Source organism: Aequorivita sublithincola DSM 14238, assembly GCF_000265385.1.
GTDB classification, from domain to species: Bacteria; Bacteroidota; Bacteroidia; order Flavobacteriales; family Flavobacteriaceae; genus Aequorivita; species Aequorivita sublithincola.
This window is the reverse complement of sequence record NC_018013.1, coordinates 1,539,739-1,566,164: the sequence shown is the minus strand read 5'-3', so window position 1 is coordinate 1,566,164 and position 26,426 is coordinate 1,539,739. Positions and strand designations below refer to the sequence as shown.

General features: G+C 37.1%; 24 protein-coding genes and 1 tRNA gene. 15 read left to right on the top strand and 10 right to left on the bottom strand.

Features of this window, described 5'->3' with window-relative positions:
* The first annotated feature begins 97 nt into the window (after positions 1 to 97).
* From AEQSU_RS07230 to AEQSU_RS07215, 4 genes are all read left to right on the top strand, one after another.
* Positions 98 to 2,944, top strand: coding sequence for a WD40/YVTN/BNR-like repeat-containing protein (locus AEQSU_RS07230; protein ID WP_014782209.1), 2,847 nt, complete (start codon positions 98 to 100; stop codon positions 2,942 to 2,944).
* A 108-nt stretch (positions 2,945 to 3,052) separates the two neighbouring features.
* Positions 3,053 to 3,715, top strand: coding sequence for a succinate dehydrogenase cytochrome b subunit (locus AEQSU_RS07225; protein WP_014782208.1), 663 nt, complete (start codon positions 3,053 to 3,055; stop codon positions 3,713 to 3,715).
* Positions 3,716 to 3,726: 11 nt separating this feature from the next.
* Entirely contained in the window at positions 3,727 to 5,730 is a 2,004-nt protein-coding gene (locus AEQSU_RS07220) for a fumarate reductase/succinate dehydrogenase flavoprotein subunit (protein WP_014782207.1), read from the top strand.
* A 3-nt stretch (positions 5,731 to 5,733) separates the two neighbouring features.
* A complete protein-coding gene (locus AEQSU_RS07215; protein ID WP_014782206.1) occupies positions 5,734 to 6,480 on the top strand; it encodes a succinate dehydrogenase/fumarate reductase iron-sulfur subunit in 747 nt (248 codons plus the stop codon).
* Positions 6,481 to 6,562: 82 nt separating this feature from the next.
* Here the strand turns inward: AEQSU_RS07215 and AEQSU_RS16150 are convergent, their stop codons facing one another.
* Complete coding sequence (locus tag AEQSU_RS16150) at positions 6,563 to 7,960, bottom strand: T9SS type A sorting domain-containing protein (protein ID WP_014782205.1); 1,398 nt, start codon at positions 7,958 to 7,960, stop codon at positions 6,563 to 6,565.
* Positions 7,961 to 8,141: 181 nt separating this feature from the next.
* On the opposite strand from AEQSU_RS16150, the gene pyrH reads away from it, so the two are divergent.
* The 4 genes from pyrH to AEQSU_RS16140 all read left to right on the top strand — a co-directional run bounded on the left by pyrH (position 8,142) and on the right by AEQSU_RS16140 (position 10,871).
* The gene (gene pyrH / locus AEQSU_RS07205; RefSeq protein ID WP_042491755.1) at positions 8,142 to 8,849 is read left to right on the top strand and encodes a UMP kinase; all 708 of its coding nucleotides are present in this window, start codon (positions 8,142 to 8,144) and stop codon (positions 8,847 to 8,849) included.
* Between the two features lie 94 nt (positions 8,850 to 8,943).
* On the top strand, positions 8,944 to 9,498 hold the full coding sequence (gene frr, locus AEQSU_RS07200; protein WP_014782203.1) for a ribosome recycling factor: 555 nt from the start codon (positions 8,944 to 8,946) through the stop codon (positions 9,496 to 9,498).
* A gap of 89 nt (positions 9,499 to 9,587) precedes the next feature.
* Positions 9,588 to 9,902 (top strand): hypothetical protein, encoded by a 315-nt coding sequence (locus tag AEQSU_RS16145; protein ID WP_052309025.1) that lies wholly within the window; start codon positions 9,588 to 9,590, stop codon positions 9,900 to 9,902.
* Between the two features lie 138 nt (positions 9,903 to 10,040).
* Positions 10,041 to 10,871 carry a hypothetical protein gene (locus tag AEQSU_RS16140; RefSeq protein ID WP_052309024.1) on the top strand — a complete coding sequence of 277 codons (831 nt, stop codon included), beginning with the start codon at positions 10,041 to 10,043 and terminating at the stop codon, positions 10,869 to 10,871.
* A 60-nt stretch (positions 10,872 to 10,931) separates the two neighbouring features.
* Here AEQSU_RS16140 and AEQSU_RS07190 read toward each other — a convergent pair whose 3' ends face one another.
* Positions 10,932 to 11,228: an immunity 53 family protein gene (locus AEQSU_RS07190; protein WP_014782202.1), complete on the bottom strand. Its 297-nt coding sequence runs from the start codon at positions 11,226 to 11,228 to the stop codon at positions 10,932 to 10,934.
* A 173-nt stretch (positions 11,229 to 11,401) separates the two neighbouring features.
* Here AEQSU_RS07190 and AEQSU_RS07185 point away from each other — a divergent pair, with 173 nt between their 5' ends.
* The 4 genes from AEQSU_RS07185 to AEQSU_RS07170 all read left to right on the top strand — a co-directional run bounded on the left by AEQSU_RS07185 (position 11,402) and on the right by AEQSU_RS07170 (position 17,585).
* Positions 11,402 to 13,792 (top strand): efflux RND transporter permease subunit, encoded by a 2,391-nt coding sequence (locus AEQSU_RS07185; RefSeq protein WP_014782201.1) that lies wholly within the window; start codon positions 11,402 to 11,404, stop codon positions 13,790 to 13,792.
* A 117-nt stretch (positions 13,793 to 13,909) separates the two neighbouring features.
* The gene (asnS, locus tag AEQSU_RS07180; protein WP_014782200.1) at positions 13,910 to 15,352 is read left to right on the top strand and encodes an asparagine--tRNA ligase; all 1,443 of its coding nucleotides are present in this window, start codon (positions 13,910 to 13,912) and stop codon (positions 15,350 to 15,352) included.
* Between the two features lie 164 nt (positions 15,353 to 15,516).
* Complete coding sequence (gene rpoN, locus AEQSU_RS07175) at positions 15,517 to 16,980, top strand: RNA polymerase factor sigma-54 (RefSeq protein WP_014782199.1); 1,464 nt, start codon at positions 15,517 to 15,519, stop codon at positions 16,978 to 16,980.
* Positions 16,980 to 17,585 carry a hypothetical protein gene (locus AEQSU_RS07170; RefSeq protein WP_014782198.1) on the top strand — a complete coding sequence of 202 codons (606 nt, stop codon included), beginning with the start codon at positions 16,980 to 16,982 and terminating at the stop codon, positions 17,583 to 17,585. Before rpoN ends, AEQSU_RS07170 begins: the two co-directional genes overlap by 1 nt.
* Here AEQSU_RS07170 and AEQSU_RS07165 read toward each other — a convergent pair.
* From AEQSU_RS07165 to AEQSU_RS07130, 8 genes are all read right to left on the bottom strand, one after another.
* Complete coding sequence (locus tag AEQSU_RS07165; RefSeq protein ID WP_014782197.1) at positions 17,580 to 18,284, bottom strand: outer membrane beta-barrel protein; 705 nt, start codon at positions 18,282 to 18,284, stop codon at positions 17,580 to 17,582. The genes AEQSU_RS07170 and AEQSU_RS07165 overlap by 6 nt on opposite strands.
* A gap of 100 nt (positions 18,285 to 18,384) precedes the next feature.
* Positions 18,385 to 18,858: an ExbD/TolR family protein gene (locus AEQSU_RS07160; protein ID WP_014782196.1), complete on the bottom strand. Its 474-nt coding sequence runs from the start codon at positions 18,856 to 18,858 to the stop codon at positions 18,385 to 18,387.
* A gap of 10 nt (positions 18,859 to 18,868) precedes the next feature.
* The gene (locus AEQSU_RS07155) at positions 18,869 to 19,495 is read right to left on the bottom strand and encodes an ExbD/TolR family protein (RefSeq protein ID WP_014782195.1); all 627 of its coding nucleotides are present in this window, start codon (positions 19,493 to 19,495) and stop codon (positions 18,869 to 18,871) included.
* Positions 19,495 to 19,917: a membrane protein gene (locus AEQSU_RS07150; RefSeq protein ID WP_014782194.1), complete on the bottom strand. Its 423-nt coding sequence runs from the start codon at positions 19,915 to 19,917 to the stop codon at positions 19,495 to 19,497. Before AEQSU_RS07150 ends, AEQSU_RS07155 begins: the two co-directional genes overlap by 1 nt.
* Before the next feature lie 12 nt (positions 19,918 to 19,929).
* Positions 19,930 to 20,739 (bottom strand): MotA/TolQ/ExbB proton channel family protein, encoded by an 810-nt coding sequence (locus AEQSU_RS07145; RefSeq protein WP_014782193.1) that lies wholly within the window; start codon positions 20,737 to 20,739, stop codon positions 19,930 to 19,932.
* A gap of 306 nt (positions 20,740 to 21,045) precedes the next feature.
* Positions 21,046 to 21,133 (bottom strand) — tRNA-Ser (locus AEQSU_RS07140).
* 194 nt (positions 21,134 to 21,327) lie between these two features.
* The gene (locus AEQSU_RS07135) at positions 21,328 to 22,356 is read right to left on the bottom strand and encodes an asparaginase (RefSeq protein ID WP_014782192.1); all 1,029 of its coding nucleotides are present in this window, start codon (positions 22,354 to 22,356) and stop codon (positions 21,328 to 21,330) included.
* Between the two features lie 84 nt (positions 22,357 to 22,440).
* The gene (locus tag AEQSU_RS07130; RefSeq protein WP_014782191.1) at positions 22,441 to 23,205 is read right to left on the bottom strand and encodes a TatD family hydrolase; all 765 of its coding nucleotides are present in this window, start codon (positions 23,203 to 23,205) and stop codon (positions 22,441 to 22,443) included.
* A 47-nt stretch (positions 23,206 to 23,252) separates the two neighbouring features.
* On the opposite strand from AEQSU_RS07130, the gene AEQSU_RS07125 reads away from it, so the two are divergent.
* The 3 genes from AEQSU_RS07125 to AEQSU_RS07115 all read left to right on the top strand — a co-directional run bounded on the left by AEQSU_RS07125 (position 23,253) and on the right by AEQSU_RS07115 (position 26,405).
* Positions 23,253 to 23,687, top strand: coding sequence for a retropepsin-like aspartic protease family protein (locus AEQSU_RS07125; protein WP_014782190.1), 435 nt, complete (start codon positions 23,253 to 23,255; stop codon positions 23,685 to 23,687).
* Between the two features lie 70 nt (positions 23,688 to 23,757).
* Positions 23,758 to 25,764: a tetratricopeptide repeat-containing sensor histidine kinase gene (locus AEQSU_RS07120; protein ID WP_014782189.1), complete on the top strand. Its 2,007-nt coding sequence runs from the start codon at positions 23,758 to 23,760 to the stop codon at positions 25,762 to 25,764.
* Complete coding sequence (locus AEQSU_RS07115) at positions 25,761 to 26,405, top strand: response regulator (protein WP_014782188.1); 645 nt, start codon at positions 25,761 to 25,763, stop codon at positions 26,403 to 26,405. Before AEQSU_RS07120 ends, AEQSU_RS07115 begins: the two co-directional genes overlap by 4 nt.
* Positions 26,406 to 26,426: the final 21 nt, after the last annotated feature.

Here is a 26,426-nt window from a genome sequence, read left to right as displayed (position 1 = left end):
CAAACAAAAAAATCAGGAGAGCCAATACCCTTCTCTATCATAACCCAATGCAAAACCCATTACATTTAAGTACCTTCATATTCCAAAACCAATCTCAATGAAAAATTTTTTACTCTCCGTACTTTGTCTAGTTACCACGCTTTCTTTTTCACAACAGCCAGCCAATTCCGCAGCAGCTCTAGAAACTGGTCTGCTACAAAAATCACAACTCGCAGAAGCTTCTACGGTTAAAAATCTACCCTTTAAAAGCATTGGCCCCAGCATTATGAGCGGCCGTGTGGTAGATTTTGCCGTAAATCCAAACAACCCCACGGAGTTTTATGTAGGTTACGCCAGCGGCGGACTTTGGCATACTAACAATAACGGAACTTCCTTTACCCCAGTTATGGATAACAGTCCAACTCAAAACGTGGGTTGCGTAGCTGTAGATTGGAAAAACGGCACAATCTGGGTGGGAACGGGTGAAGTAAATGCTTCACGATCATCTTACGCAGGAATCGGTTTGCTGAAAAGCGACGATAAAGGCAAAACTTGGCAAAATATTGGGCTTACAAACAGTCAACACATTAGCAGTATTCTTATAAATCCTTCCAACCCCAATGAGGTGATTTTAGGCGCAGTGGGCCATTTATATTCCACTAACGAAGAACGTGGCGTTTTCAAAACTACCGATGGCGGAAAAACTTGGAGCAAAACGCTCTACATAAATAATCAAACTGGAATTATTGAAATTTCTGCCAATCCGAAAAACTTTAATACAATGTATGCCGCTGCGTGGGACAAAGACCGCAAAGCTTGGAATTTTGAAGGAAGTGGCGACGGAAGCGGAGTTTATAAAAGCACCGATGCGGGCAGTACGTGGGCTAAAATTTCAACAGAAAAAAGCGGCCTGCCAATAGGAAAAGGAATGGGGAGAATGGGCACTGCAGTTGTGGATGATAACACGGTTTATTTGATTGTGGATAACCAATTTCACCGAAAAGAAGAAGCCAAAAAAGAAGAAACAGACATCCTAACCAAAGACGATTTCAAAAAAATGAACGCCGCTACCTTTCTTGCTTTAGATGAAAAAAAACTAAACCAATTTTTAAAAATGAATGGTTTTCAAGAAAAATATCGTGCCGAAAACGTAAAGCAAATGGTTCGTGTAGGAACTGTAAAACCTGAAGATCTTGCTAAGTATTTAGAAGATGCCAATTCGACATTATTCAACACGCCCGTTATTGGTGCTGAAGTTTACAAAAGCACCGATGGCGGAAAAAGTTGGAAGAAAACCCACGATGGTTTTATAGATGATTTGTATTATTCCTACGGCTATTACTTCGGAAAAATACACGTAGATCCAAGTGATTCGAACAAAATATATATTTATGGCGTGCCTATTTTGAAATCTTCCGATGGCGGAAAATCCTTCGAAAGCATTGATGCCGATAACGTTCACGCAGATCACCACGCGCTATGGATAAATCCTAAAATGTCTGGGCATTTAATTGATGGTAACGATGGCGGCGTGAATATAAGTTATGACGACGGCAAAACCTGGATAAAAAATAATGCTCCGGCTGTTGGGCAGTTTTATTATGTAAATATAGATCACGAAAAAAACTACAATGTTTACGGTGGTTTGCAAGATAATGGCGTTTGGATGGGCCCGCACGATTATGAAGCAAGTCCGGGATGGCAACAAGAAGGAAAATATCCGTATGATAATCTTTTTGGAGGTGACGGAATGCAGGTTCAGATTGACAACCGAAACAGTAAAATTATTTACACTGGTTTTCAATTTGGAAATTATTATAGATTGAATAGAAATGGCGCCGATCCCGTTTATATTCAACCAAAACACGAATTGGGCGATAGTCCGTATCGTTTTAACTGGCAAACACCTATTTTGTTGAGTCCACACAATCAGGATATTCTCTATTTGGGAGGAAATAAATTAATGCGAAGCATGAATCAAGGTGATGACTGGACCGCTATTTCTGAAGATTTAACACAAGGTGGAAAACCAGGCAATGTTGCTTATGGAACGCTTTCAGCCATCAGCGAATCGCCATTTCAGTTTGGATTACTTTACACTGGAAGCGACGATGGTTTGGTTTATGTTTCAAAAGATGGCGGTGGAAATTGGACGAATATTTCTCCCGACGCTTCGGGGCCAAAGGGTTTATGGATAAGTCGCGTGATTGCTTCTTCTCATAAAATAGAACGAGTTTATGTTACGCTGAACGGCTATCGTTGGGATGACTTTAAACCTTATGTATATGTAAGTGACAATTATGGCGCGACTTGGAAGAATATCAGCAGCAATTTGCCAGCTTCACCAGTAAACGTTATAAAAGAAGATCCTGTGAATGAATATTTATTGTATTTGGGAACAGATAATGGCGCTTATGTTTCTTTCAATCGCGGTGAAAGTTGGGAAGTATTTTCAAAAGACCTTCCAAATGTTGCGGTTCACGATTTAGTAATTCAGCCTGAAGCGAAGGATTTGGTTTTGGGTACACACGGTCGTTCTATTTATATCGCAGACATTTCTTTGCTTCAAAAATTGAATGAAACCAATAAAAATGAAGTAGTTTTAGGTGAAATAGAACCGTTGAATTTTTCACCTCGTTGGGGAGGTAAATGGAGTGCTTGGAGTGAAATATCTGAACCAGAAACTAAAATTCAATTTTACAGTCCGCAAGCTGGAAAAGCAACAATAACATTCAAAACCGAAGATGGAAAGGAATTTCACAATCTTTCAAATGAAGCTACCAAAGGGGTAAATATAATAGATTACGACCTTTCCATTTCTGAAAAAGGAAGCAAAGTATTTGATAAAACCGACACTAAAATAAAGAAAGCAGAAAACGATAAATATTACCTTCCAAAAGGAAAATATAAAGTGACTGTTTCAGTAAACGCAAAGACTGCAACTTCTGAATTGGAAATAAAATAAGGTAATGTATTTAAATCAATTCTAAATAGATTTCAAACAACCAAGAATGTTTGGCAGCAAGCTACTTGAAGCGTATTTTTGTACAACTATTCTAGAAATAAAACCATAATGGCAATATTATCATCTTCAATTGCACGAAAAGTCGCTATGGCACTTTCCGGCTTGTTTCTTGTGCTTTTCTTGGCACAACACTTTACCATCAATATTACTTCGGTTATAGATCCCGATACTTTTAATAGTTGGTCCCACTTTATGGGTCACAATATTTTGGTACAGTTTATTCTTCAACCAGTGTTAATTTTTGGAGTAGTTTTCCACTTTATAATGGGAATCGTACTCGAAATAAGAAATAACAACGCAAGAAAAATTAGTTACAAATCCTTCAAAGGAAACAAAAACTCAACTTGGGCTTCTCGAAATATGATTATTAGCGGAGCTGTAATTCTAGCTTTCTTAGGGCTTCATTTTTATGATTTTTGGTTTCCAGAAATAATGCACAAATACATTGAAAGTAACCCAATGGACCCAACTCGTTATTATCCAGAGTTAGTTCATAAATTTGAAAGCCCAGTGCGTACAGGCTTATACTGCTTGGCTTTTGTATTGTTAGCGCTTCACCTTTGGCACGGCTTTTCTTCGTCTTTCCAAAGTATGGGCTGGAACAATAAATATTCTAAAGGTTTGAGAGCATTTACCCAGTTTTACGCGATATTTATTCCGTTAGGCTTTATTTTTATTGCCCTTTACCTTCATTTCAATCAAATCCACTAAAACAATAAGCAATGTCGAAATTAGATTCTAAAATCCCAAAAGGACCCATAGCCGATAAGTGGACAAAGCATAAAAATGATATCCATCTGGTAAACCCTGCCAACAAACGTAACATAGATGTTATCGTTATAGGAACAGGATTGGCCGGTGGTAGTGCCGCCGCAACCCTTGCAGAGCTGGGATATAACGTTAAAACATTTTGCTATCAAGATTCTCCACGTCGCGCGCACTCAATTGCCGCACAAGGAGGTATCAACGCCGCCAAAAACTATCAAGGCGATGGTGACTCAATCTATAGATTATTTTATGATACCGTTAAAGGTGGCGATTATCGTTCGCGAGAGTCCAACACTTGGCGTCTGGCTGAAGTTTCAGGCAATATTATTGACCAATGCGTTTCACAGGGTGTTCCCTTTGCACGTGAATATGGTGGAATGTTAGACAACCGTTCCTTTGGAGGTGTGCTAGTTTCCCGTACTTTTTACGCAAAAGGTCAAACAGGACAGCAACTATTATTAGGCGCTTATGCCGCAATGAACCGCCAAATAAATAGAGGGAAAATAACGCCTTACAACCGTCACGAAATGCTAGATTTAGTAATCGTTGATGGCAAAGCAAGAGGAATTATTGCTCGAGATTTGGTCTCTGGCGAAATAGAAAGACATTCTGCACACGCTGTGGTTATTGCATCGGGAGGCTACGGAAACGTATTTTACCTTTCTACAAATGCTATGGGAAGTAATGTTACCGCTTCGTGGAAAATACATAAAAGAGGTGCGTATTTTGCAAATCCTTGCTACACGCAAATTCACCCAACTTGTATTCCTGTTTCGGGCGACCATCAAAGTAAACTTACTTTGATGTCTGAATCATTAAGAAATGACGGTAGAATTTGGGTTCCTAAGAAAAAAGAAGATGCTGAAGCGATTCGCAACGGCAAGAAAAAACCAACCGATCTGTCAGCAGAAGAGCGTGATTATTATTTAGAAAGAAGATACCCTTCCTTTGGAAACCTAGTTCCTAGAGATGTTGCTTCACGTGCTGCAAAAGAACGTTGCGATGCTGGTTTTGGAGTAAATAAGACTGGTCAAGCGGTTTTCCTTGATTTTGCTTCGGCAATAGAACGTTTCGGTAAAGAACGCGCAGGCATCCACGGAAACCACAATCCTTCCAAAGAAGAAGTTCAAAAACTTGGAAAACAAGTTATTGAAGAGAAATATGGAAACCTCTTCCAGATGTACGAAAAAATCGTTGACCAAAATCCGTATGAAACCCCGATGATGATATATCCAGCGGTGCATTACACTATGGGTGGTATTTGGGTAGATTACAACTTACAGTCCACAATTACAGGCTGCTATGTTATTGGTGAAGCCAATTTTAGCGATCACGGCGCAAACCGTTTGGGTGCTTCGGCATTGATGCAAGGTCTTGCAGATGGTTATTTTGTATTGCCTTATACCATTGGCGATTATTTAGCTCAGGACATTAAAACAGGGAAAATACCAACAGACACGAAAGAGTTTGACGAAGCAGAAAACCACGTTCGCGAATTGTTAGATAAACTAATTAATAATAAAGGAACCCATTCCGTAGATTATTTCCATAAAAAATTAGGTCACATTATGTGGGAAAAATGTGGAATGGCGCGTAATGCCGAAGATTTAAAATCAGCAATGTCTGAAATTAGAGCACTACGTGAAGAATTTTGGAAAGAAGTAAAAATACCGGGAACCTTAAACGAAATGAACGCCGAGCTTGAGAAAGCAACGCGAGTGGCAGACTTTTTAGAATTAGGAGAACTTTTTGCAAAAGATGCATTAAGCCGAAATGAATCTGCCGGTGGTCACTTCCGTGAAGAATACCAAACTGACGAAGGAGAAGCCCTCCGCGATGACGAAAACTTTATGTACGTAGCCGCTTGGGAATACACTGGAGATCCAGGAAACGAAGTACTTCACAAAGAAGAATTGGATTATGAGAATATTGAAGTTAAAGCGAGATCATACAAATAGACTATGAAACTTACACTAAAAATCTGGAGACAGAAAAATAATAAAGCAAAAGGAGAACTAAAAACCTATTCACTGGATGGTGTGGAGGGAGATATGTCTTTTTTAGAAATGCTAGACATTCTTAACGAAGGTCTTATAAATAAAGGCGAAGAACCTGTAGAATTTGATCACGATTGTCGTGAAGGTATTTGCGGAAGTTGCTCTTTACAAATTAATGGAGAGCCTCACGGGCCAGATAGATTGGTAACAACCTGTCAGCTGCACATGCGTATGTTTAACGATGGCGATACCATCGTTATTGAACCTTTTCGTGCAAAAGCTTTTCCAGTTATAAAAGACTTAGTGGTAGATAGAAGTGCCTTTGATAGAATTCAGCAAGCGGGAGGTTATATTTCCGTAAATACTTCAGGAAATACTGTGGATGCCAATAACATTCCCATAAACAAACACGATGCTGACGAATCTTTCAATGCAGCTACCTGTATTGGTTGCGGCGCTTGTGTTGCAGCTTGCAAGAACGCGAGTGCTATGCTTTTCACTTCTGCTAAAGTGAGCCAGTTCGCATTACTTCCGCAAGGAAAAATAGAGGCAACAGAACGTGTTTTAAATATGGTAGCGCAAATGGACAAAGAAGGTTTCGGAAACTGTAGCAATACTGGAGCTTGCGAAATTGAATGCCCAAAAGGCATTTCTCTAGAAAATATTGCAAGAATGAACCGCGAATATTTAAGTGCGAGTTTAGAAGGTTAACTTTTCCTTTTAATTATAATATTAAAGAGGTCGTCTAAAAACTATTTAGACGACCTCTTTTTTTAATTGAAATTTATAAAACTTATTGTTTCATAATTTTCTTCACAAATTTCTTTCCTTCGGAAGTGATAATGGCCATATACATTCCAGCCTTCAAATTACTCATATTCAATTCAGTCTTTTCGGACTTTGGTGAAATGTCTAATACTTTTCTTCCTAAGACATCAAAAACCTCAACTTTTTCAATCTGTGAATGTGCTTCAACAAAAACGGTATTGGAAGTAGGATTTGGATATAACTTTATTTCGGCTTGTTGCAAATCTTCAATCCCAAGACTAGTATTAACGCCAAAAAAAGTTTGATAGGTTTTCCCCGCAAATTGTGCAGTAATGGTATAAACTCCATCCATAGAACTACTATCAAAAGGAAAGTTCCATTGTGCCCATACGGCTGTATAATCTGGCCAAGGTGAAGCAAAATCATAATCATAAAGCACAGCTCCATCTGGTCGATTTACGGTAATGTGTGTATTAGCATTCATTTGTAAATCGCGGTAGAAAATTCTGAATCGCGCAGTTTCACCAGGATGAAAGTTTAGTTCTTGATAGGTATTTTCATCCACACCGCATTCTGTATCAAAATTATCTGAATTGTGCGTAGAGAGTGTCAATATCTCTGGAACAAAATATGCCGGTTGATCTATCCACCAGCTTTCTGAATTCAGACTATTGCAAGGTCCTGCATAAGGATCTATTCGCATCAATGATGCATCATTTACCTCAAAATGCACGTGTGGAATATCACTACTGCCAGAACTACCCGCTACAGCCAAATATTCACCAACATCTACAGAGTCACCAATGTTTTTTGAGGTAAGTGTTCCACTTTTAAAATGCCAATATAACGTTTTTGATCCATCATCATGACGCAGTACAATGCCGTTCCAGTTATTGTTTCCGTTGTTTAGACAGTTTCGGTCAAAATTGCCATCGCGTTTATCAACAATAGTTCCGGGAGCCGCGGCAACTACTTCCATAACATCCTCAGTCATTTTTTTCCAAGGATAAGGCCAAACTACATAATCCGTTCCTTTGTGATTAAAGCCTACTCCATCATAGGTTCTTTGCCCACAGTTATAATCTAATAAATGACCGTTAGTAGCCGGATCCTGATCCACTTGGTTAAAAAGAGAATAATAACCATAGTCGTTATATCCAGCCTTCGCACGGAAAGGTAGGATAAATAATGGATGCGCTGCACTCCGATTACTAAAAGCATCTGGATTTTTTTCAAGAATCATTCTTTCATTAGCTTTAATTTCCACAGCCAACTCCTGTCTTTGAGCATCTGTAATACATTGGGTTTTCTCCAAAGTAATAGGATGAAAAGTAACTGATGATGCTGGTGCTTTTAAATCAACGTTTTGGGCCATCGCAACGGCCGAAAAACCAAGCAATAGATAAAATAGATGTGTTTTCATAATAAAAAGATTTAAGGATTAATTGTTGTTCACTATTCATATATCGAAATCATCTAGGAATTGTCATCAAAAAAAATAATTTTATTTGCTTTTTCTAGTAAATCACATTTCCCTAACTACTTTTTTAATTACTTCAACCACATCAATATTTTTCATTATTTTTGCGCTACAAACCCAAAATATGCACTACAAAAGAATCCTTTTAAAACTTTCAGGCGAAGCCTTAATGGGCGACCAACAATATGGAATTGATCCTGTTCGGCTTAAAGAATACGCAGAAGAAATTAAACAGATAACCGAAAAAGGCGTTGAAGTAGCCATCGTTATTGGCGGTGGCAATATTTTTAGAGGTTTGTCTGGAGCCAGTAGCGGAATGGATCGCGTGCAGGGCGATCATATGGGAATGCTTGCAACTGTTATTAATGGACTGGCATTGCAAAGTGCTTTAGAAAATGAAGAGGTGCCAACACGTTTGCAAAGTGCCATCAACATAAATGAAGTTGCTGAACCTTTTATTAGAAGAAAAGCGATTCGTCATTTAGAAAAAGGACGTGTAGTTATTTTTGGAGGTGGAACTGGAAATCCTTATTTTACAACAGATTCCGCAGCAGTTTTGAGAGCTATTGAAATTAGCGCAGATGTTATTTTGAAAGGAACCCGCGTAGATGGGATTTACACCAGCGATCCTGAGAAAGACAAACTTGCAACAAAATTCGACTTTATAAGTTTTGAAGATGTTTTGCAAAAAGGTTTGAAGGTTATGGATACCACTGCTTTCACCTTAAGCCAAGAAAACGAATTGCCAATTATAGTTTTTGACATGAATACGAAAGGAAATCTCTTAAAAGTGGTTTCTGGAGAAAAAATCGGAACAAAAGTTAATTTGTAAAAATATTGCCACGAATTCACGAATATTATTTATTTTTTATTCGTGAATTCGTGGCAAAAAAATATTAAATATTAAATTTTGAATCTTAAATCCCATGGAAGACGAAATAGATTTTATTATTGACGGAGCAAAAGAAGCAATGACTGACGCTCTAAATCATCTTGAAAAGCAATTTGCAAACATTCGTGCAGGAAAAGCTTCACCAGCAATGTTGGGGAGCGTTATGGTAGATTATTACGGAAGCCAAACTCCTTTGAGCCAAGTAGCAAACGTAAGCACGCCAGACGGGATGACTATCGCCATTCAACCTTGGGAGAGAGGAATGATTCCCGAAATTGAGCGTGGAATTCATTTAGCTAACATAGGTTTCAACCCAATGAACAATGGTGAGAGTGTAATTATCAGTGTTCCACCTTTAACTGAAGAACGAAGACGCGATTTAGCAAAACAAAGTAAAGCTGCAGCCGAAGAAGCAAAAATCGGCGTTCGTAATGACCGTAAAAATGCAAATAACGACATAAAGAATCTTGATATTTCTGAAGACCTTCAAAAGAGCCTAGAAGAAGATGTTCAAGAAATGACCGATGCACATATTAAAAAGATTGATGAAATCTTGGCAAAAAAAGAAAAGGAAATAATGACGGTATAATTAACAATATCGTTAAACTAAATACAATAAAGCGGCAACTATGCCGCTTTATTTTTACTTTTAGATGAATTATTTCCCCTTCAAACTTTATGCGTAAAAAAATACTTCTTCTAACATTCCTAATTGGCGTTTCAGCTTTAGCACAAGAAACAAAGGATATACGGAACGATTCTGTAACTGGAATAAAGAAAACAATAGCCGATTTTTCTGAAAGAAATGGACATCCCTTTACTACTGGTTATCTTCCAGTTGGCTTCTTCGACATAGATCTTAAAACTCTTTTTAAATATAACGCTCACGAAGGTTTTCGCTTAGGAATTGGAGGCGTTACCAATGAAAAACTCTTTGAAAATTATAAGCTTGGCGGTTACATAGCCTACGGTTTTAAAGATGAAGTTTTTTAATATAGTCTTGGCGGTAGCGCACTTGTAAACAAAGAAAAGAAAGCTTGGGTAAGCCTTTATTATACAGACGATATTAAAGAAATTGGAACATACGATTTTTTAACAGATGCCCGTTTTTACTCCCTTTTTGAACCGCGATTGCTGAATGTTATCCAGTTTTATAAATACACCCAATGGCAGGCAAACATTCAAAGTGAGCTTACCCCAAAAATACTTACGGAACTCCGTGTGCAACATACAGATGTTGGCAATTTTGAGAATTACTATTTTATAAAAGGCAACAAAGGATATAACGAATACAAACTTGCGGAAGCAATTCTTTCTTTTCGGACAAAGTTGAAAACGGATTCAATCGTGAATGATGATGGCAGAAAAGTGGCTACCGACGTTTTGCCGAAAGTTAGCGCACAAATTACAAAAGGTTTTAAGGGTATTGCTGATAGCGATTTCAACTATGCGAAATTTGGACTAAAGTTGGATTATGAAATCGAAAGAAAGAATGTCTCTAACACAAGCTTTCTCTTGCAAGGAGAAATTGCAACAGGCGATGTGCCTTTAACACACTTGTTTCACGCTTTTCCAAATCAACCAACAAAGGATAAACTTTCACAACGCTTTTCTGTAGCTGGTGTGCAGAGTTTTGAAACTATGTATTTCGGAGAATTTTATTCAGATAAATTGGCGATGCTTCAAATGAAACATACTTTTAGAAGATTTAAACTTGCCAAAAACTGGAAACCAGAATTAACCCTACTTTCTCGCCACGCCATTGGTGATATGAATGCCACGGACCGTCATTTCGGAATTCCATTTAACACGCTTGACCATTTTTATAATGAAGCGGGTCTTGAGCTAAGCAAAATTGCGCTCGGTTTTGGACTGAGTTTGGCTTACAGATATGGTTACTATAACTTGCCTAGTTTTGAGGATAATGTTTCTTTTAAGTTTACTTTTAATTTAAAGATTTAATTGAAGTCTGCCTATTATGGCTACTGATTGCAAGCGTAGGTTAGCTTAGGGGCAATTGTATTAATTTTCGATTTTCTCAATCATTTCTCTAAACAACTCTAATAAAAATTTTAGTTTTCCAGCGTCACCTGAAGCTGTAAATCTTTGGTTCTCAATTTTTACACCGTACCAGTCTTTTTTACTTTTCTCATTAAGTATTCCGTCAATAGTAATATTTGCTATAGACGTGTTTGAAATATCAATTTCAATTTCCCAACCTGGATTTTCTAAAGTGGTTATTTGAATCCCTTCACCCTGTTCCCAATCACCATCACAATTATCTTTAAACCAATTCTGTATCCAATCTAAAATCTCCATTTGTATTGTGTTGTTAAAATTGTTAGCATGTGCATGTAACCAAGCCTCTACATTTATTCCCGTAAATCTACAAAAAGGGTTTGTAAAGCTTTCATCCCTTTCAAAATACACCAAAAAATAAATCTCCCACTAATAGGGAATACTTACCTTTACCAACTCTATAAAAAATTGCTTTGAACAAACTTTTCAGCATTGGATTTTGGGGCTGGGTGGCCCGTTTTATTTTACGGAACCGTACCGTAATATTAATTGTTATTGCAGGTATCACCGTGCTTCTTGCGCTTCAGTGGAAGAACATGCGCTTCACTTATACCGAAGCAAATCTTCTGCCAGACGATCACCCTATAAATCTTGAATACGATCAATTTCTTTCGCATTTTGGCGAAGAAGGCAACTTGATTGTTATGGGTGTGAAGGATTCTACCATCTTTACGCCTATGAAATTCAAGGCTTGGAATCAACTTTCCGAAGACATTGGCAAATTTAGTGAGGTGGAATTTACGCTTTCCGTTGGCAATCTAAAAAAACTAGAGAAGAAAAAAGACACAACAGGTTTTGAATTGGTGCCTTTTATTCACGATTCCATTTTTACGGATGCGAATCTCGCAGCCTATAAAGACGAACTATTCAACAAACTTCCTTTTTATGACGGGCTTATCTATAGCCCGGACAAGAAGAGCATCCGCTCGGCGATTTATATGAAGAAGGACGTTGTAAACACTTCCGAACGTAAGGATTTTGTAATTAAGGATTTGATTCCACTAATCAAAAAATTTGAAGCAGACACTGGCGTAAAGGTTCACACCTCTGGAATGCCATACATTCGGACCTTGAATTCCCAAAGTATTATTGACGAAATTGGACTCTTTATTGCAGGAGCACTTTTTGTTACTTCACTTATATTTTTCTTCTTTTTCCGCTCTTGGCGCGCCACATTTATTTCTATGTGTACCGTGATTATTGGGGTAATGTGGTCATTCGGGCTTTTGGGATTGATGCATTATGAAATTACGGTGCTAACAGCTTTAATTCCACCTTTAATAATCGTAATCGGGATTCCAAACTGTATTTTCCTCATCAATAAATACCAACAGGAAATAAAGCTTCACGGAAACCAGGCGAAGTCCTTACAACGCGTAATTTCCAAAATCGGAAACGCAACTTTGATGACGAACCTGACGACAGCTTCAGGTTTTGCTACGTTTATTTTGGTGAAAAGTGAGTTGTTGAGTGAATTCGGTATTGTGGCTTCCGTCAACATTATTGCTATCTTTTTGCTGAGTTTGCTTATCATTCCTATATTCTACAGCTATCTATCGGTACCAAAGCCCAAACACCTAAAGCATCTTAACAAAACTTGGATCAACAAATTTGTAAATTGGGTAGAGCGGATGGTTCGCGACCGTAGAATCACGATTTATATAGTTGCAATTCTTCTTCTTTGCACCAGCATTATCGGGATTTTTCAAATTAAAATCTCGGGAAGCCTTATTGAAGATATGCCAAAAAACACTGGCTTTTTTGATGATATTCGCTTTTTTGAAAAGGAATATGAAGGCATCATGCCTTTAGAGATAATGGTAGATACGAAGAAGAAAAAAGGCGTTATGAGCCTCTCTACTTTAAAAAGAATTGATGAACTTCAGGATCATATAAAAGAAATTCCTGAGTTCGCAAAGCCTATTTCGGTGGTTGAATTGGTGAAATATTCAAAACAAGCCTATTACAACGGAAACCCTGAATATTACCAACTTCCGAATAGTCAAGAAAAGAATTTTATACTTTCATACGCTAAAAGCAGCAACACAAATACAAATCTATTGAGCAGTTATGTGGATAGTACTGGGCAATTTGCCCGTATTACCACTTTTATGAAAGATACCAAACCGGACAGGTTTAACCGCATTGAGGAAGATCTTCATGAAGAAATCAATAAAGTGTTTCCACCAGAGCGATACAATGTTTCGGTTACTGGAAAAGCCTTGGTATTTCAAAAAGGAACACATTATTTAGTAAACAACTTGATTCTTTCACTTTCCTTGGCCATTTTCTTAATAGCCTTATTTATGGCGTGGATGTTCCGAAGTTTTAAAATGATTATGATTTCGTTGATTCCAAACTTGTTACCATTAATCATAACCGCAGGAGTTATGGGCTATTTGGGCATTCCTATAAAACCTTCTACCATTTTAGTCTTTAGCATTGCGTTCGGTATTTCGGTGGATGACACGATTCACTTTCTCGCAAAATATAGGCAGGAACTTATCGCAAACAACTGGAAAATCAAGAAGTCTGTTTACGCAGCACTTCGCGAAAGCACGGTGAGTATGTTTTATACTTCCATCGTTCTTTTCTTCGGATTTTCGGTATTTACCATTTCCAGCTTTGGCGGAACTGTAGCTTTAGGAGGCTTGGTTTCCATGACGCTTCTTTTTGCTATGTTATCCAATTTACTACTTCTCCCCACGCTCCTACTTTCTCTTGAAAGAAGTATAGCGAATAAGGAAACGATGAAAAAACCTGCAATTGAAATTTTAACAGATGATGGGGAGGAAATAAAGTAAGCAGTTTACAGTTGCAGTTCACAGTAAATAATTCCCTCTTAACCCTTTTGGAAATTGGTGCTTTTGCTTTTTTTGAATTTTATTTAAAAGTATATTTGCTCCTCTTAAATTAATACCATGCAAGACAAAACAATAGTTGAATTGTTGAAAAGCGAAAAAACGCACGTAGATGTAACCGTTCGCGGTTGGGTACGCTCTTTTAGAAGCAACAGATTCATAGCCTTAAACGACGGATCAACCATAAAAACGCTGCAATGTGTAGTAGATTTTGAAAATTTTGAAGAAGAAATTCTTAAGAAAGTAACCATTGGCGCTGCCATTGAAGTTACCGGCACACTTGTGGAAAGTCAAGGGCAAGGGCAAACTGTGGAAATACAAGTTTCAAAATTGACTGTTTTAGGCGAAGCAAATCCTGAAGATGTAAAGCTTACCATTCTTTCACCAAAAAGACATTCTTTAGAAACCTTGCGCGAGCAAGCCCATTTGCGAATCCGAACCAATACGTTTGGTGCCGTGATGCGTACGCGCTCAAAACTGGCTTTTGCAGTTCACGAATACTTTCAGAAAAACGGTTTTAATTATATGCACTCGCCAATAATCACAGGAAGCGATGCCGAAGGTGCTGGCGAAATGTTCCGCGTTTCAAATTTAGATGCTAAAAATCCGCCGCTCGATGAAAACGGAACTGTAAATTATAAAGAAGATTTCTTCGAAAAAGAAACCAATCTTACCGTTAGCGGGCAGTTGGAAGCCGAAACTTACGCCATGGCGCTTGGAAAAGTTTATACTTTCGGCCCTACTTTTAGAGCTGAAAACTCAAACACAAGTCGCCATTTAGCAGAGTTTTGGATGATTGAGCCAGAAGTTGCTTTCAACGATTTGGATGCAAACATGGATTTAGCTGAAGATTTCATAAAATACGTTGTAAACTACGCTTTAGAAAACTGTGCTGATGACCTTGAATTCCTTGAAAATCGTTTATTAGAAGAAGAAAAAAACAAGCCTGAAGCTGAACGCAGCGAGATGAAACTTCGCGAAAAGCTTCAATTTATTTTGGAAAACAATTTCAAAAGAGTGACCTATACTGAAGCGATTGACATTTTGAAACGATCTAAACCAAATCAGAAGAAAAAATTCAAATATATTATTGAAGAATGGGGTGCAGATTTACAAAGCGAACACGAGCGTTTTTTAGTCGAAAAGCACTTTAAATGCCCTGTAATTCTTTTTGATTATCCAGCAAATATAAAATCATTTTATATGCGCTTAAATGATGACGGAAAAACCGTTCGCGCAATGGATGTACTTTTTCCTGGAATTGGAGAAATTGTAGGTGGTTCAGAACGAGAAGAACGTTATGATGTGCTGTTGCAAAAGATGAAGACCATGAATATTGATGAAAAAGAACTGTATTGGTATTTAGACCTACGTAAATTCGGGACAGCTACTCACAGTGGTTTCGGTCTTGGTTTTGAGCGTTTGGTACAGTTTACAACAGGAATGGGGAACATTCGCGATGTAATTCCTTATCCAAGAACTCCAGGAAACGCAGAATTTTAGGGAAGTTTGATGCTAGATGACGGATGATTGATGAAATTTACTCAAGCACACTTCCGTCATTCGTCATCAAACATCCGTCTTCTTCCCAACTTTATGATAAAACTAGCTACTTCACTATTTTAGTAGCCGGTTTTTTTTAACTTTATGAAGTAGTAAACACACCTATGTTAAAGCAGCAATTAAATTTCAAACTTTCACAAAAATTATCGCCTCAGCAAATACAGTTGATGAAGATGATTCAATTGCCTACGCAAGCTTTTGAGCAACGCATTTCGCAAGAATTGGAGGAAAATCCTGCTTTAGAAGGTGGAAAAGAGGAAAATAACGAATTTGACGATGAGTTTAGCAATGACGAATATGATGACAATTATGACGAAGGCAACGAAGTAATTGAAACCGATATAAACGTTGACGAGTATTTGAGTGATGATGAAGTGCCAAGTTATAAACTTTCGGCAAACAACTACAGCGCAGACGATGAAGAGCGCCAAATGCCCTATGCCGCCGGAACCTCCTTTACGCAGCATTTAATGCAACAATTAAGCACCTATCGTTTAGATGAAGAGGAAAAAGAAATAGCAGAATTTTTGGTTGGAAGCGTTGATGAAAGCGGCTATATACGTCGTGAAATTCAGGATATTGTTGACGATTTGGCTTTTACACAAAATGTTTACACTTCCGAAGATAAGGTAGAGAAAGTACTGAAGGTAGTTCAAGAACTAGATCCCGCAGGAGTTGCAGCTCGCGATTTGCAAGAATGTTTATTGATTCAATTGGAGCGAAAAGAACAAACACCTTCCGTTGCCTTGGCAATCGCGATTATGGGAGATTGCTTCGACCAATTCAGCAAAAAGCATTACAAAAAACTAATTCAAAAATTTGATATTACTGAAGATCAGCTTCGCGAAGCTATCCATGAAATTGAAGGTTTAAACCCCAAACCAGGCGGAACTTATTCTGGAAATACACGAATGGTGGAACATGTAGTTCCCGATTTCGCAATAAAAATTGTTGATGGCGAATTGGATTTAACCCTAAACGGAAGAAATGCGCCAGAGCTTCACGTAAGCCACGATTACACCAATATGTTGAAGGGTTACAAAGAATCCAAAGACAAATCGAAAGCGCAGAAAGATGCTGTGATGTTCATCAAGCAGAAATTAGACGCTGCTAAGTGGTTTATAGATGCAATAAAACAACGCCAGCAAACACTTTTTGTTACAATGAACACAATTATGCATCATCAGGAAGAATATTTTTTGAGCGGTGACGAACGGAAGTTGAAACCAATGATTTTGAAAGATATTGCAGACAAAATTCATATGGACGTTTCCACAGTTTCACGAGTTGCCAATAGTAAATATGTTGATACCCCTTACGGAACAAAATTGATTAAGGAATTTTTCAGTGAATCGATGAAAAACGATCAAGGAGAAGATGTTTCCACTAAAGAAATAAAGAAAATTCTTGAAATTACTATTTCTGAAGAAAACAAAAGAAAGCCACTTACAGATGATAAATTAGCCAAAATATTATTGGAAAAAGGCTATCCCATTGCCCGAAGAACCATTGCCAAGTACCGCGAACAGTTGGATTTACCAGTCGCAAGACTCAGAAAAGAAATTTGATGAAATTCTTCCTAAAAGCTGCGGCATACATTTTTCATCCTTTATTGATGCCAATTTTGGGCGTCATTCTATATTATGTTGTAACTCCAAAATATATAGATCCACAATTGGTGCGTGTGGAACTTTTTGCAATCGTAATCATTACCATCTTAATTCCAATAGTAATATTTTTTCTTCTGAAAAATTTACGCGTTGTAGACAGCATCTATTTAAAAGACGTGAAGGAACGAAAGTTTCCATTGATGATACAATGTATTTTGTTGCTTCTCATCATTAAAATGGTTTTTGACCCTTATGATGATCCTGAACTATATTATTATTTTGTAGGAATCCTTTTTTCTGCCTTCAGCGCTATGGTGATGGTATTTTTTAAATTGAAGGTTAGCCTCCATCAAATGGGAGTTGCCGGAATTTTAATGTTTCTTATTGGATTGAGCGCCCATTTCAAAATAAACTTGCTTGTTACTATTAGTTTTTTCTTGTTTGTAAACGGCTGGGTAGCTTCTTCGCGATTAAGCAGTGATTCGCACAACTATCCTGAATTGGGAGCAGGAATTTTGTTGGGAGCGCTCCCGCAATTGATTCTTTTCAACTTATGGCTATAGCATATAAAACATCAGGCCTAGCTTGAGCGTTCTAAAATCTACTGCCTCACCATCAATAGTCACAGCATCTTTGAAGAATGGGTTTATGCTATATGAAGCAAAAAAGTTGAAGGTACTATATCCAAAGCTTAAGTTTGCAGATAATCGTAGTGGATCAAATTCTGGAATTTTGGTTTGGTTTACATCATTGTCAGGCTGTTTAAAAGTAGATTTATACCAATAGGCATATCCAACTCTAAAACCAGCATACACTCTCCAAAATTTGTAAGTAGAGGCTGTTGAAGTTCGCCACCTAAACTCAATAGGAGCTTCAATTATAGCCATATTAAAACGGTTTCGTGTAAAATCTACATCCTTATCCAAAACTCTAAAAATAGTTTTGTCATTCGCAGTTTCACCTATGAAAAGATTCTGACCAAATTGATCCAGCGCAACTCCGGCGCCAATAGCAATGGCAATGTTTCGTTGTTTGTTTATGGGCATATCTCTAAGAAATCCGAATTGAATTCCTCCAGAAAGTCCTCGCGTGTTTGCGCCCGAAGGCAAGTTTAAAGGAACATTATAAGTTACTCCAATATAAAATTGATCCTCTCTATAAAGCGAATCCACCGAAGCATGACGAATAGTATCTTGCGCCAAAGCGGTGAAGGAAGTAAATCCTAGAAATAATATAAAGTTGATTCTAATTACCTTTTGCATACCGATAAAGATAAATGTATTTTCAGAATAAGGGAAACAAAAAAAACGCCTTGCTCCAAAACTTCAGGACAAGGCGTTTTAAAATTATAGATTAATAAATCTAATTTGTTATTTCATTTCCAGGAGTGGTAATGTAAATGATCTTTAACATGTTAAGATCTCTTAATTCCTGCTTAATGTCTGTAACCATTCCAGTATTTGTTTTTTCGTCAACTTTAAGAGCAACCATTACCTTATCCTGAAGTTCAGGAAGTAGTTTTTGGCGTGCTTCAGTTAACGCAAACTTTATGTTTGTAATATCTGTGTACTTATCCCCAATTTGTATCTTAGGTTCTGCACCATATTTATCAACATATCTAGAGCTCGGTTTACCAGCATAAATATATACTGATCTGTCCTTCTTAAGTTTCTCTACCTGATCTGCTTTTGGCAATTTGTTCTGAACAAGCAAATTGTCATCTCGCAATACAGTTACTACCATAAAAAAGAATAGTAGCATAAATACAATATCGGGAAGGGACGCTGTGTTTACCGCAGGCAATTCATTACTTTTTTTGTTTGTGAATTTTGACATATTCTAATTGTTATGATCCAGATTTTTTAGGTTCTGCTTCAGAAAGTTTCAGAGGAAAAAGTTTTTGTATTGACTCCAGTTTTGCCTGAAGTGCTTCTTTAGCTGCTTCTCCTTTTATCTTTCCTTCATCCAGATCTTTGCTTTTATCAGTAAACTTCCAACCATACAGTCTTTGAGCCTCCCTATCTCTTAAATCATTATACGCTCCCACCAATTCATTTTGGACAGCAATGTACATTTTATAAGAAGTAAGCCTGTCATTCTGTACAGAGATAACAGCCTTATCGGGATTATCAGACGAATCTGCATTTCGCTTACCTTTGCAATAGTTGCAATATTCTGGGCTTCCAGAAGGTGCGCCACCGTTATCAAGAAAAGCGATTGCGGCTTGACGAAGGTCTTTAAGCTCCATCAATTTTTCTTCAACCAATAATTGATCGCTCCTGTTTACATTAACTATAAACAAGTTTTTTTCTTTAATCTTTGGCGGGTCTACAACATCTTCCTTAGGTGGTAACTGTCTCGCGATTCCTTTATCCTTTTCTATGGTAGTTGTTACCAAGAAAAAGATAAGCAATAGGAAAGCGATGTCAGCCATCGACCCTGCGTTTACTTCGGGTGTTGCTCGTCTTGCCATTATTTTGTTACTTTTTTAATTCCGCTGAAAACCATTGATCCAATGGCTATGACCGCTAATATATAGAATGTGTACAATCCTGTTCCTACCCATTTTGAGCCGCTAGCAGATAGTACTTCTTCACCAATTTGCATTGGGTTTCCGTCTGCCAAAACGTAAGATATAACTACTATTAGTAAAAAAGCTCCTATGGAAATCAAGGTATTCTTTATGTTTCCCGCAGCTAATCCTTTCAGTACAAAAAACAGAACGAAAAGTACGGTTAGCCCTAATATGATATAAGCAACATACAAGAACCCATCTACTCCGGCGCCTGTTGCAGTAACTTCAACATCACCTTTTGAGATGATCATTGCAAGAAAAATAACTCCTGCAACGCTTAGAAGCAATGCTACTATTTTTAAAATTTTATGTAATGCCATCTTAAGGTTTGTTTAGATTTTGTTTTTTGTTTTGTAGTCGAACAACATGTCGATCAAAGTGATAGAAGCATCTTCCATACTGTTAACGATACTATCAATCTTAGCGATAATATAATTATAGAAAATTTGAAGTATAATAGCCACGATCAAACCGAATACGGTTGTTAAAAGTGCTACTTTAATACCACCTGCCACAAGAGAAGGGTTCATATCACCCGCTGCCTGAATTTTATCAAAGGCAATAATCATCCCGATTACTGTACCCATGAAACCAAGCATAGGAGCCAATGCGATGAAAAGTGATATCCAAGAAACGTTCTTTTCTAATTGTCCCATCTGCACACCTCCGTAAGCAACAACTGCTTTTTCAGCAATGTCAATACCTTCGTGGGCACGGTCAAGACCTTGATAATAGATGGAGGCAACTGGACCTTTTGTGTTTCTACAAACTTCTTTGGCAGCTTCAATACCACCACTGTTTAAAGCGTCTTCTACATCCTGAGCCAATTTTTGAGTGTTTGTGGTAGAAAGATTAAGGTAAATAATTCTTTCAATAGCAATAGCCAATCCAAGAATTAAACACAATAGTACAATCCCCATGAATGCAGGTCCACCTTCAACGAAACGTTCTTTCAATTCTTGGTGAAATCCTTTTTCAGGTTCTGTGGCCGGTGCCGGCTCATCTTGAATAATAGTAAATGTAGCTGCTGAAATTAGAGCTTGCGAACTGGTTGGCATAGTTTGCGCTGTTGCGGCGTTCGCGTTTAACGTGCCTACAAAAACGATTGCGGCAACTGCCATAATAGAAAATAATTTTTTCATTGCTATCGACTTAAAGTTTGATTTTAGTTAAGGGTTTAAAGATATAAAATAATTTAGTTAATCTGCAAGAATATTAATTTGAACAGAAAAGTAAGACTATTTTCTTTTGAAAAACGTTAAAAACGTGTCTTTTACATTTTCTATTTTTTTTAAAGAACATAGTCCGATATTGGATTAGTTAAGCTAATCTCGAAAGGTTATGCTGGAAATACATTCCATTACAGCAACTTTTGCTGCCTACATTTTTCTCTTCATAAATCTGCTGAAGCAAGCTTTGACAAATTTATTATGCAAAAATTGCATTCGCAGAGAGGAAGGGATTCGAACCCTCGATACGCTTTTGGCGTATACACGCTTTCCAGGCGTGCGCCTTCGACCGCTCGGCCACCTCTCTATTTTCTTTGCCTTTTAAAGTTTTAACCCCGACTCTAAAGGGAGAAGAAGCTTTCGCAGTATATAAAGCCAAAAAATTATTTCAAATATTCTGAGAAAATGCAATCCGTATTATGGTCGGAAATGATATTTCTGTGAAACGAGTGCCAAATATCAAAAAAAAATCAACGCTATAAAATAATTTCGAAGGTTTATTTATTGCATTTCTCCTCTCAAAGAGGTTTCAAATATGGTTTTGAAGCTGTTAGCCGAAATTTTTTGTCCCAATAAATACATCAATTTTGCTAAAGCGGCTTCTGTTGTAACGTCTTTTCCGCTTATAACACCAATTTTTTTCAATGTCGTGCTGGTTTCATATAGTCCCATATTTACACTTCCACCAGAACATTGGGTCACATTTATTACGGGAATACCTTTTTTTATTACTTTTTTAAGTGAATTTATAAACCAGTCCGCATTGGTTACATTCCCGCTTCCGTATGTTTCAATCACTAAACCTTCCATTTCTGGGTATTCGAAAAGATAGTTAACGGTTGCTTCATCAATACCAGGAAACATTTTTACTAAAAGGATATTACTTTCTAAAGCCTTGTGGACTTTTAGTTTTTTTCTTCGGTTTGGTCTGTAAAGTGCCTCGTTGTTTACTACTAAATGCACACCACTTTGCACTAGGTCAGGGTAATTGAGCGATGCAAAAGCTTCAAAATGCTCAGCGTTAATTTTAGTTGTTCGGTTGGCGCGATACAATTTGTATTCAAAATAAAGGCAAACTTCAGCAATTTTTGAAACTCCTTTTTCTTGAAGTGATGCAATTTGGATTGAAGTAATCAAGTTTTCTTTTGCATCAGTACGTAAATCGCCAATGGGAAGTTGAGAACCTGTAAATATTACGGGTTTGCTCAAATTTTCTAACATAAAACTTAAGGCTGAAGCGGTATAGCTCATAGTATCACTGCCATGTAGAACTACAAAACCGTCCATTTCTTCATAATTTTCTTCAATAATAGTCGCTATTTCCACCCAATATTTTGTGTTCATATTGGAACTATCTATTGGCTTTGGGAAGGTTTTGGTGGTTATGATGCAATCCAAAAGTTTGAGCTCTGGAATGTGGTTTAACAATTCATCAAAATTGAAATTGCGCAAGGCGCCAGTTTCAAAATCCTTAATCATTCCGATGGTTCCACCGGTGTATATAAGGAGTATGTTTGGTTTGGTTTTCATATTGATATTCACTTTTTATTGAATGAAATTTCAAATAATTGAAATTCCATAATCTAGCACGCAACAGAATTTGACGCTTGATATTTAAATTTTGAAAACCTCTTTAGAGTTTTCAGTAGTTATTCTGGCAATCTCTTCCTCCGAAACTTCATAAATCTCTGAAAGTTTTTTACAAACTAACGAAAGATAACTGCTTTCATTTCGCTTGCCGCGGAAAGGAGCTGGAGCAAGATAAGGCGAATCGGTTTCTAAAACGATATGCTTTAGTGGAATTTGATTCATAAAAGTATCAATCTTTCCATTTTTAAAAGTAACCACCCCACCAATGCCAAGTTTCATATTATATGAAATCGCCTTTTCTGCCTGCTCAAAAGTTCCGGTGAAACAATGAAAAATCCCGAAGAGATCATCACTTTTTTCAGTTTCAAGGACTTCAAAAATTTCATCAAAAGCATCGCGGCAATGGATAACAATGGGAAGTTTGTGCTTTTTCGCCAATTGGATTTGTCGTTTAAAGGCTATTTTCTGAATTTCTAAAGTAGATTTATCCCAATATAAATCGATTCCAATTTCGCCAACGGCATAAAAATTCCGATCTGCAAACTGCGTTTCAACGTGTGTTAATTCTTCTTCAAAATTATCTTTCACAGAAGTTGGATGCAGTCCCATCATCAAAAAAACATGCTTTGGATATTCTTTTTCTAAAGAGTACATTGCTTCCGTATAAGTAGAATCAATTGCAGGAATGAAAAATCGTTTTATGCCATGATCAAAGGCTCTTTGCATCATTTGCGAGCGATCTTCGGCAAAAGCATCACTATAAAGATGAGTATGTGTATCTATTAACATAGCACAAAGCTACTTATTTTGTTTGCTATCTTTACACAAAAAAATTGATGCAATTACGCAAATTTCTTGAAGACCAAGGCTTTTATCGGATCCCTCTTAAAAAACTCGCCACTGGGCATTATCTTTTTTCAGCAAAAATTAATAGCGTTTCGGGCGATTTTATACTAGATACGGGTGCTTCCACAAGTTGCGTGGGTTTTACAGATAGTCAGTATTTTAAATTGATTAGTGAAGAAAGTCTAATTAAAGCCGCAGGAGCTGGCGCGATAAATATGGAAACCATGCTGTCTCGAAAAAATGAATTCGCAATAAAAAATTGGGCGATAAAAAATATGGATTTTGTTCTTTTTGATCTTTCGCATGTTAACGAAGCGCTGCAACAGGTGAATGTGGGCCCCGTGCACGGTATAATTGGCGCAGATTTTTTAAAACAACATAGAACCGTTATTGATTACGGTAGAAATTGCATCTACATTAAATAGAATATTTTTGAACAGGCTTATTCACAATAATTTAAGTACTTTTATCTACTTCTGTAAGAATTGATTCGTGTTGAAAAAAATAGTAATTATCCATTTTATAATTGCCCTTTCTCCTATTTCTGGGTATTGTCAAGATATTCAACACTATGAAGACAAGTTGGCCATAACCAAAAACAAGTTAGAAAAACTCACGGTTCTGGACAGTTTGTTGGCCAGAACGTATTATACGGACAGCAACGCATTCATTAATTATAGCATCCAATATATCGCGTTAGCACAAGAGATGGACAGTATTGAATACGCCGCCAAAAAAGCAATAAAACTTCAGATTCCGCTCACCAACTATGCCAACGATCCACTTAACGCCATTACCATAATTAACAGCGTTCTTGCACGTAGATATAAAATAAAGGATAGTTCTTTGCTTGGTGGCCTATACATAAAACGAGGAAAGGCCAACGCTAAAGTAGATTTCAAAAAAGCTATTGAAGACTACAATATGGCGCTTGAAAATTTTTCGAAAAAAGATAGCTTGAAAATTGCAGATGCCTATTTGTTTAGAGGGCAAGCCTATTCAAATATTGGAAAATTTGTTTTGGCAGGAATAGATTATAAGACAGCATACTCCAAGTATGAAGCCAAAAAAGAGTATGATTATATGGTTTTTGCGCAGCAAGGCATAATAAGCATGTTCAGCATGAACGGTTTTTATGAAAAGGCAAAAGAGGAACGCGCAGCACTGATTATGAAGATGAAAGCTCTGAAATTGGACAAATTTCTATCGAATGAATATTACAACCAAGCCCTAGACTACAAAAAAATGGGGGAGCGGAATTTGGAATATAAATCATTACTCAAAGCAGAAAAAAGTTACATTAAGAACGAATCCTCACTTTCCACTTTTATTGGTATCCATTCTCGGTTGATTGAATATTACTGCGAACATAACCAAGTTATTGAAGCAAAAAAACATCTAGAACTTATAGCTCAGCTAGATTATGATTTATCTGGAAACCCTCCTGCAGAACTCAACTTTTTAGGTGGAAAGGCAAAATATTTGCAAACTACAGGCAAATATGAAGAAGCTCTAGAACTTGCACAGAAAAAACTGAGCATAGCGCAAAATTTAGGACTGGAAGATGAAATTATGAGCTCTCACTCATTTCTGGCCGAACTATATTTTGACCTGGAAGACTATAAAAAAAGCATTCAAAGTAGCCAGGCATCGAATAAAGTCAAGGATTCCATTTATAATCGTAGCACCGCAAATGCCCTTGCATATTATCAAACACTTTACGAAACCGAAAAGAAGGAAAAAGAACTAGTAGAAAAAAACACAAATATAAGTCTTCTAGAAAAAGACAATGCAGGTTTTAAAAATGCCTTGCTTTTTGGTGGTATTGCTATCCTTTTTGGGTTTGGACTGGTTTTATTGTATCGAAATCAGAGATATTTAAAAAACCATAAAATACTTCAGGAAAAATTCAGCCAAAAACTGCTTATTTCACAAGAAAACGAGCGTAGAAGAATTTCCAAAGATCTACACGATGGTATTGGCCAGCAATTATTGGTGATTAAAAACAAGCTAATGACCAGTGGCGACAACGACACCAAGAAGATGGTAGATAACACTATAGAAGAAGTGCGAGCTATTTCGCGCGATTTGCATCCTTTTCAGCTTCAGGAGCTCGGTATAACTAAAGCTATAGAAAATACGATAAACCTGATAGATGAAAACACCGTGCTTTTCATTTCTGCCGAAATTGACAATATAGATAATGTTTTTTCAAAAGAAGATGAAGTAAATATTTATAGAATCATTCAAGAAAGTCTTAGTAATATCTTGAAACACGCTCAGGCAGAAGCCGGTAAGGTTTCAGTAAAAAGATTCACCAACACTATTTTTATATCCATTCGGGACAATGGCGTTGGTTTTGACTTTACTGAAAAATATCAAGATGTAAAATCCTTAGGCCTAAAAACACTTTTGGAACGCACCAAATTTTTGAAGGGCCAGATGAAAGTAACTTCTAAAAAAGACAGCGGAACAGTACTAGAATTTCAATTTCCATTATGAGCAACAATACACCATCACCTTCTATTATTATTGCAGACGACCATCCGTTACTACTGAAGGGTCTTAGCGACTTTTTGATTGAAAAAAACTACAATCTTATAGGAAGTGGTTCAGACGGAAGAGAAGCTTATAATCTTATTGCGAAGAAAAAACCTGAAATCGCAATTTTAGATATTCAGATGCCATTTATGTCTGGGATTGAAATTGCGCAAAAGTGCAAAAATCAAAATCTAGAAACTAAAATCGTTTTGATAACGCTTCATAAAGAAAAAGATCTTTATAAAAAGGCACAAGAACTCAATATTTTCGGATATATTTTGAAAGAATTCGCCTTAGAGGAAATTGAGATATGTATAAAAACAGTTTCTGAAGGTATTCCTTTTTTCAGTGAAAAAATAAAAGAGCTTATTGGGGAAAGTTCGGAAGACGTAAACAACCTCACCCTACTTACTCCTTCTGAGAAAAAGATTTTGAAATTAATTGCGAAAGACAAGACCAATAGAGAAATTGCCTCTCAACTTTTCATTTCATACAGAACGGTAGAAAAACACAGAAGTAATATCATAACCAAACTTAAATTAGAACCCAAAACAAATAGTCTACTTATTTGGGCCAAAGAGCATAATGAGAAGCTTTTATAAAGTAAAAATTGTCAAAATGTT

What these genes read in the sequence shown, in the direction of transcription:
- AEQSU_RS07150 (WP_014782194.1), bottom strand. Translation starts at nt 19,917, where the DNA reads ATGGCATTACATAAAATTTTAAAAATAGTAGCATTGCTTCTAAGCGTT.
- AEQSU_RS07160 (WP_014782196.1), bottom strand. Translation starts at nt 18,858, where the DNA reads ATGTCAAAATTCACAAACAAAAAAAGTAATGAATTGCCTGCGGTAAAC.
- AEQSU_RS07225 (WP_014782208.1), top strand. Translation starts at nt 3,053, where the DNA reads ATGGCAATATTATCATCTTCAATTGCACGAAAAGTCGCTATGGCACTT.
- AEQSU_RS16150 (WP_014782205.1), bottom strand. Translation starts at nt 7,960, where the DNA reads ATGAAAACACATCTATTTTATCTATTGCTTGGTTTTTCGGCCGTTGCG.
- AEQSU_RS07230 (WP_014782209.1), top strand. Translation starts at nt 98, where the DNA reads ATGAAAAATTTTTTACTCTCCGTACTTTGTCTAGTTACCACGCTTTCT.
- AEQSU_RS07165 (WP_014782197.1), bottom strand. Translation starts at nt 18,284, where the DNA reads ATGCAAAAGGTAATTAGAATCAACTTTATATTATTTCTAGGATTTACT.
- asnS (WP_014782200.1), top strand. Translation starts at nt 13,910, where the DNA reads ATGCAAGACAAAACAATAGTTGAATTGTTGAAAAGCGAAAAAACGCAC.
- AEQSU_RS07170 (WP_014782198.1), top strand. Translation starts at nt 16,980, where the DNA reads ATGAAATTCTTCCTAAAAGCTGCGGCATACATTTTTCATCCTTTATTG.
- frr (WP_014782203.1), top strand. Translation starts at nt 8,944, where the DNA reads ATGGAAGACGAAATAGATTTTATTATTGACGGAGCAAAAGAAGCAATG.
- AEQSU_RS07215 (WP_014782206.1), top strand. Translation starts at nt 5,734, where the DNA reads ATGAAACTTACACTAAAAATCTGGAGACAGAAAAATAATAAAGCAAAA.
- AEQSU_RS07130 (WP_014782191.1), bottom strand. Translation starts at nt 23,205, where the DNA reads ATGTTAATAGATACACATACTCATCTTTATAGTGATGCTTTTGCCGAA.
- AEQSU_RS07145 (WP_014782193.1), bottom strand. Translation starts at nt 20,739, where the DNA reads ATGAAAAAATTATTTTCTATTATGGCAGTTGCCGCAATCGTTTTTGTA.
- AEQSU_RS07190 (WP_014782202.1), bottom strand. Translation starts at nt 11,228, where the DNA reads ATGGAGATTTTAGATTGGATACAGAATTGGTTTAAAGATAATTGTGAT.
- AEQSU_RS07220 (WP_014782207.1), top strand. Translation starts at nt 3,727, where the DNA reads ATGTCGAAATTAGATTCTAAAATCCCAAAAGGACCCATAGCCGATAAG.
- pyrH (WP_042491755.1), top strand. Translation starts at nt 8,142, where the DNA reads ATGCACTACAAAAGAATCCTTTTAAAACTTTCAGGCGAAGCCTTAATG.
- rpoN (WP_014782199.1), top strand. Translation starts at nt 15,517, where the DNA reads ATGTTAAAGCAGCAATTAAATTTCAAACTTTCACAAAAATTATCGCCT.
- AEQSU_RS07135 (WP_014782192.1), bottom strand. Translation starts at nt 22,356, where the DNA reads ATGAAAACCAAACCAAACATACTCCTTATATACACCGGTGGAACCATC.
- AEQSU_RS16145 (WP_052309025.1), top strand. Translation starts at nt 9,588, where the DNA reads ATGCGTAAAAAAATACTTCTTCTAACATTCCTAATTGGCGTTTCAGCT.
- AEQSU_RS07115 (WP_014782188.1), top strand. Translation starts at nt 25,761, where the DNA reads ATGAGCAACAATACACCATCACCTTCTATTATTATTGCAGACGACCAT.
- AEQSU_RS07125 (WP_014782190.1), top strand. Translation starts at nt 23,253, where the DNA reads ATGCAATTACGCAAATTTCTTGAAGACCAAGGCTTTTATCGGATCCCT.
- AEQSU_RS07155 (WP_014782195.1), bottom strand. Translation starts at nt 19,495, where the DNA reads ATGGCAAGACGAGCAACACCCGAAGTAAACGCAGGGTCGATGGCTGAC.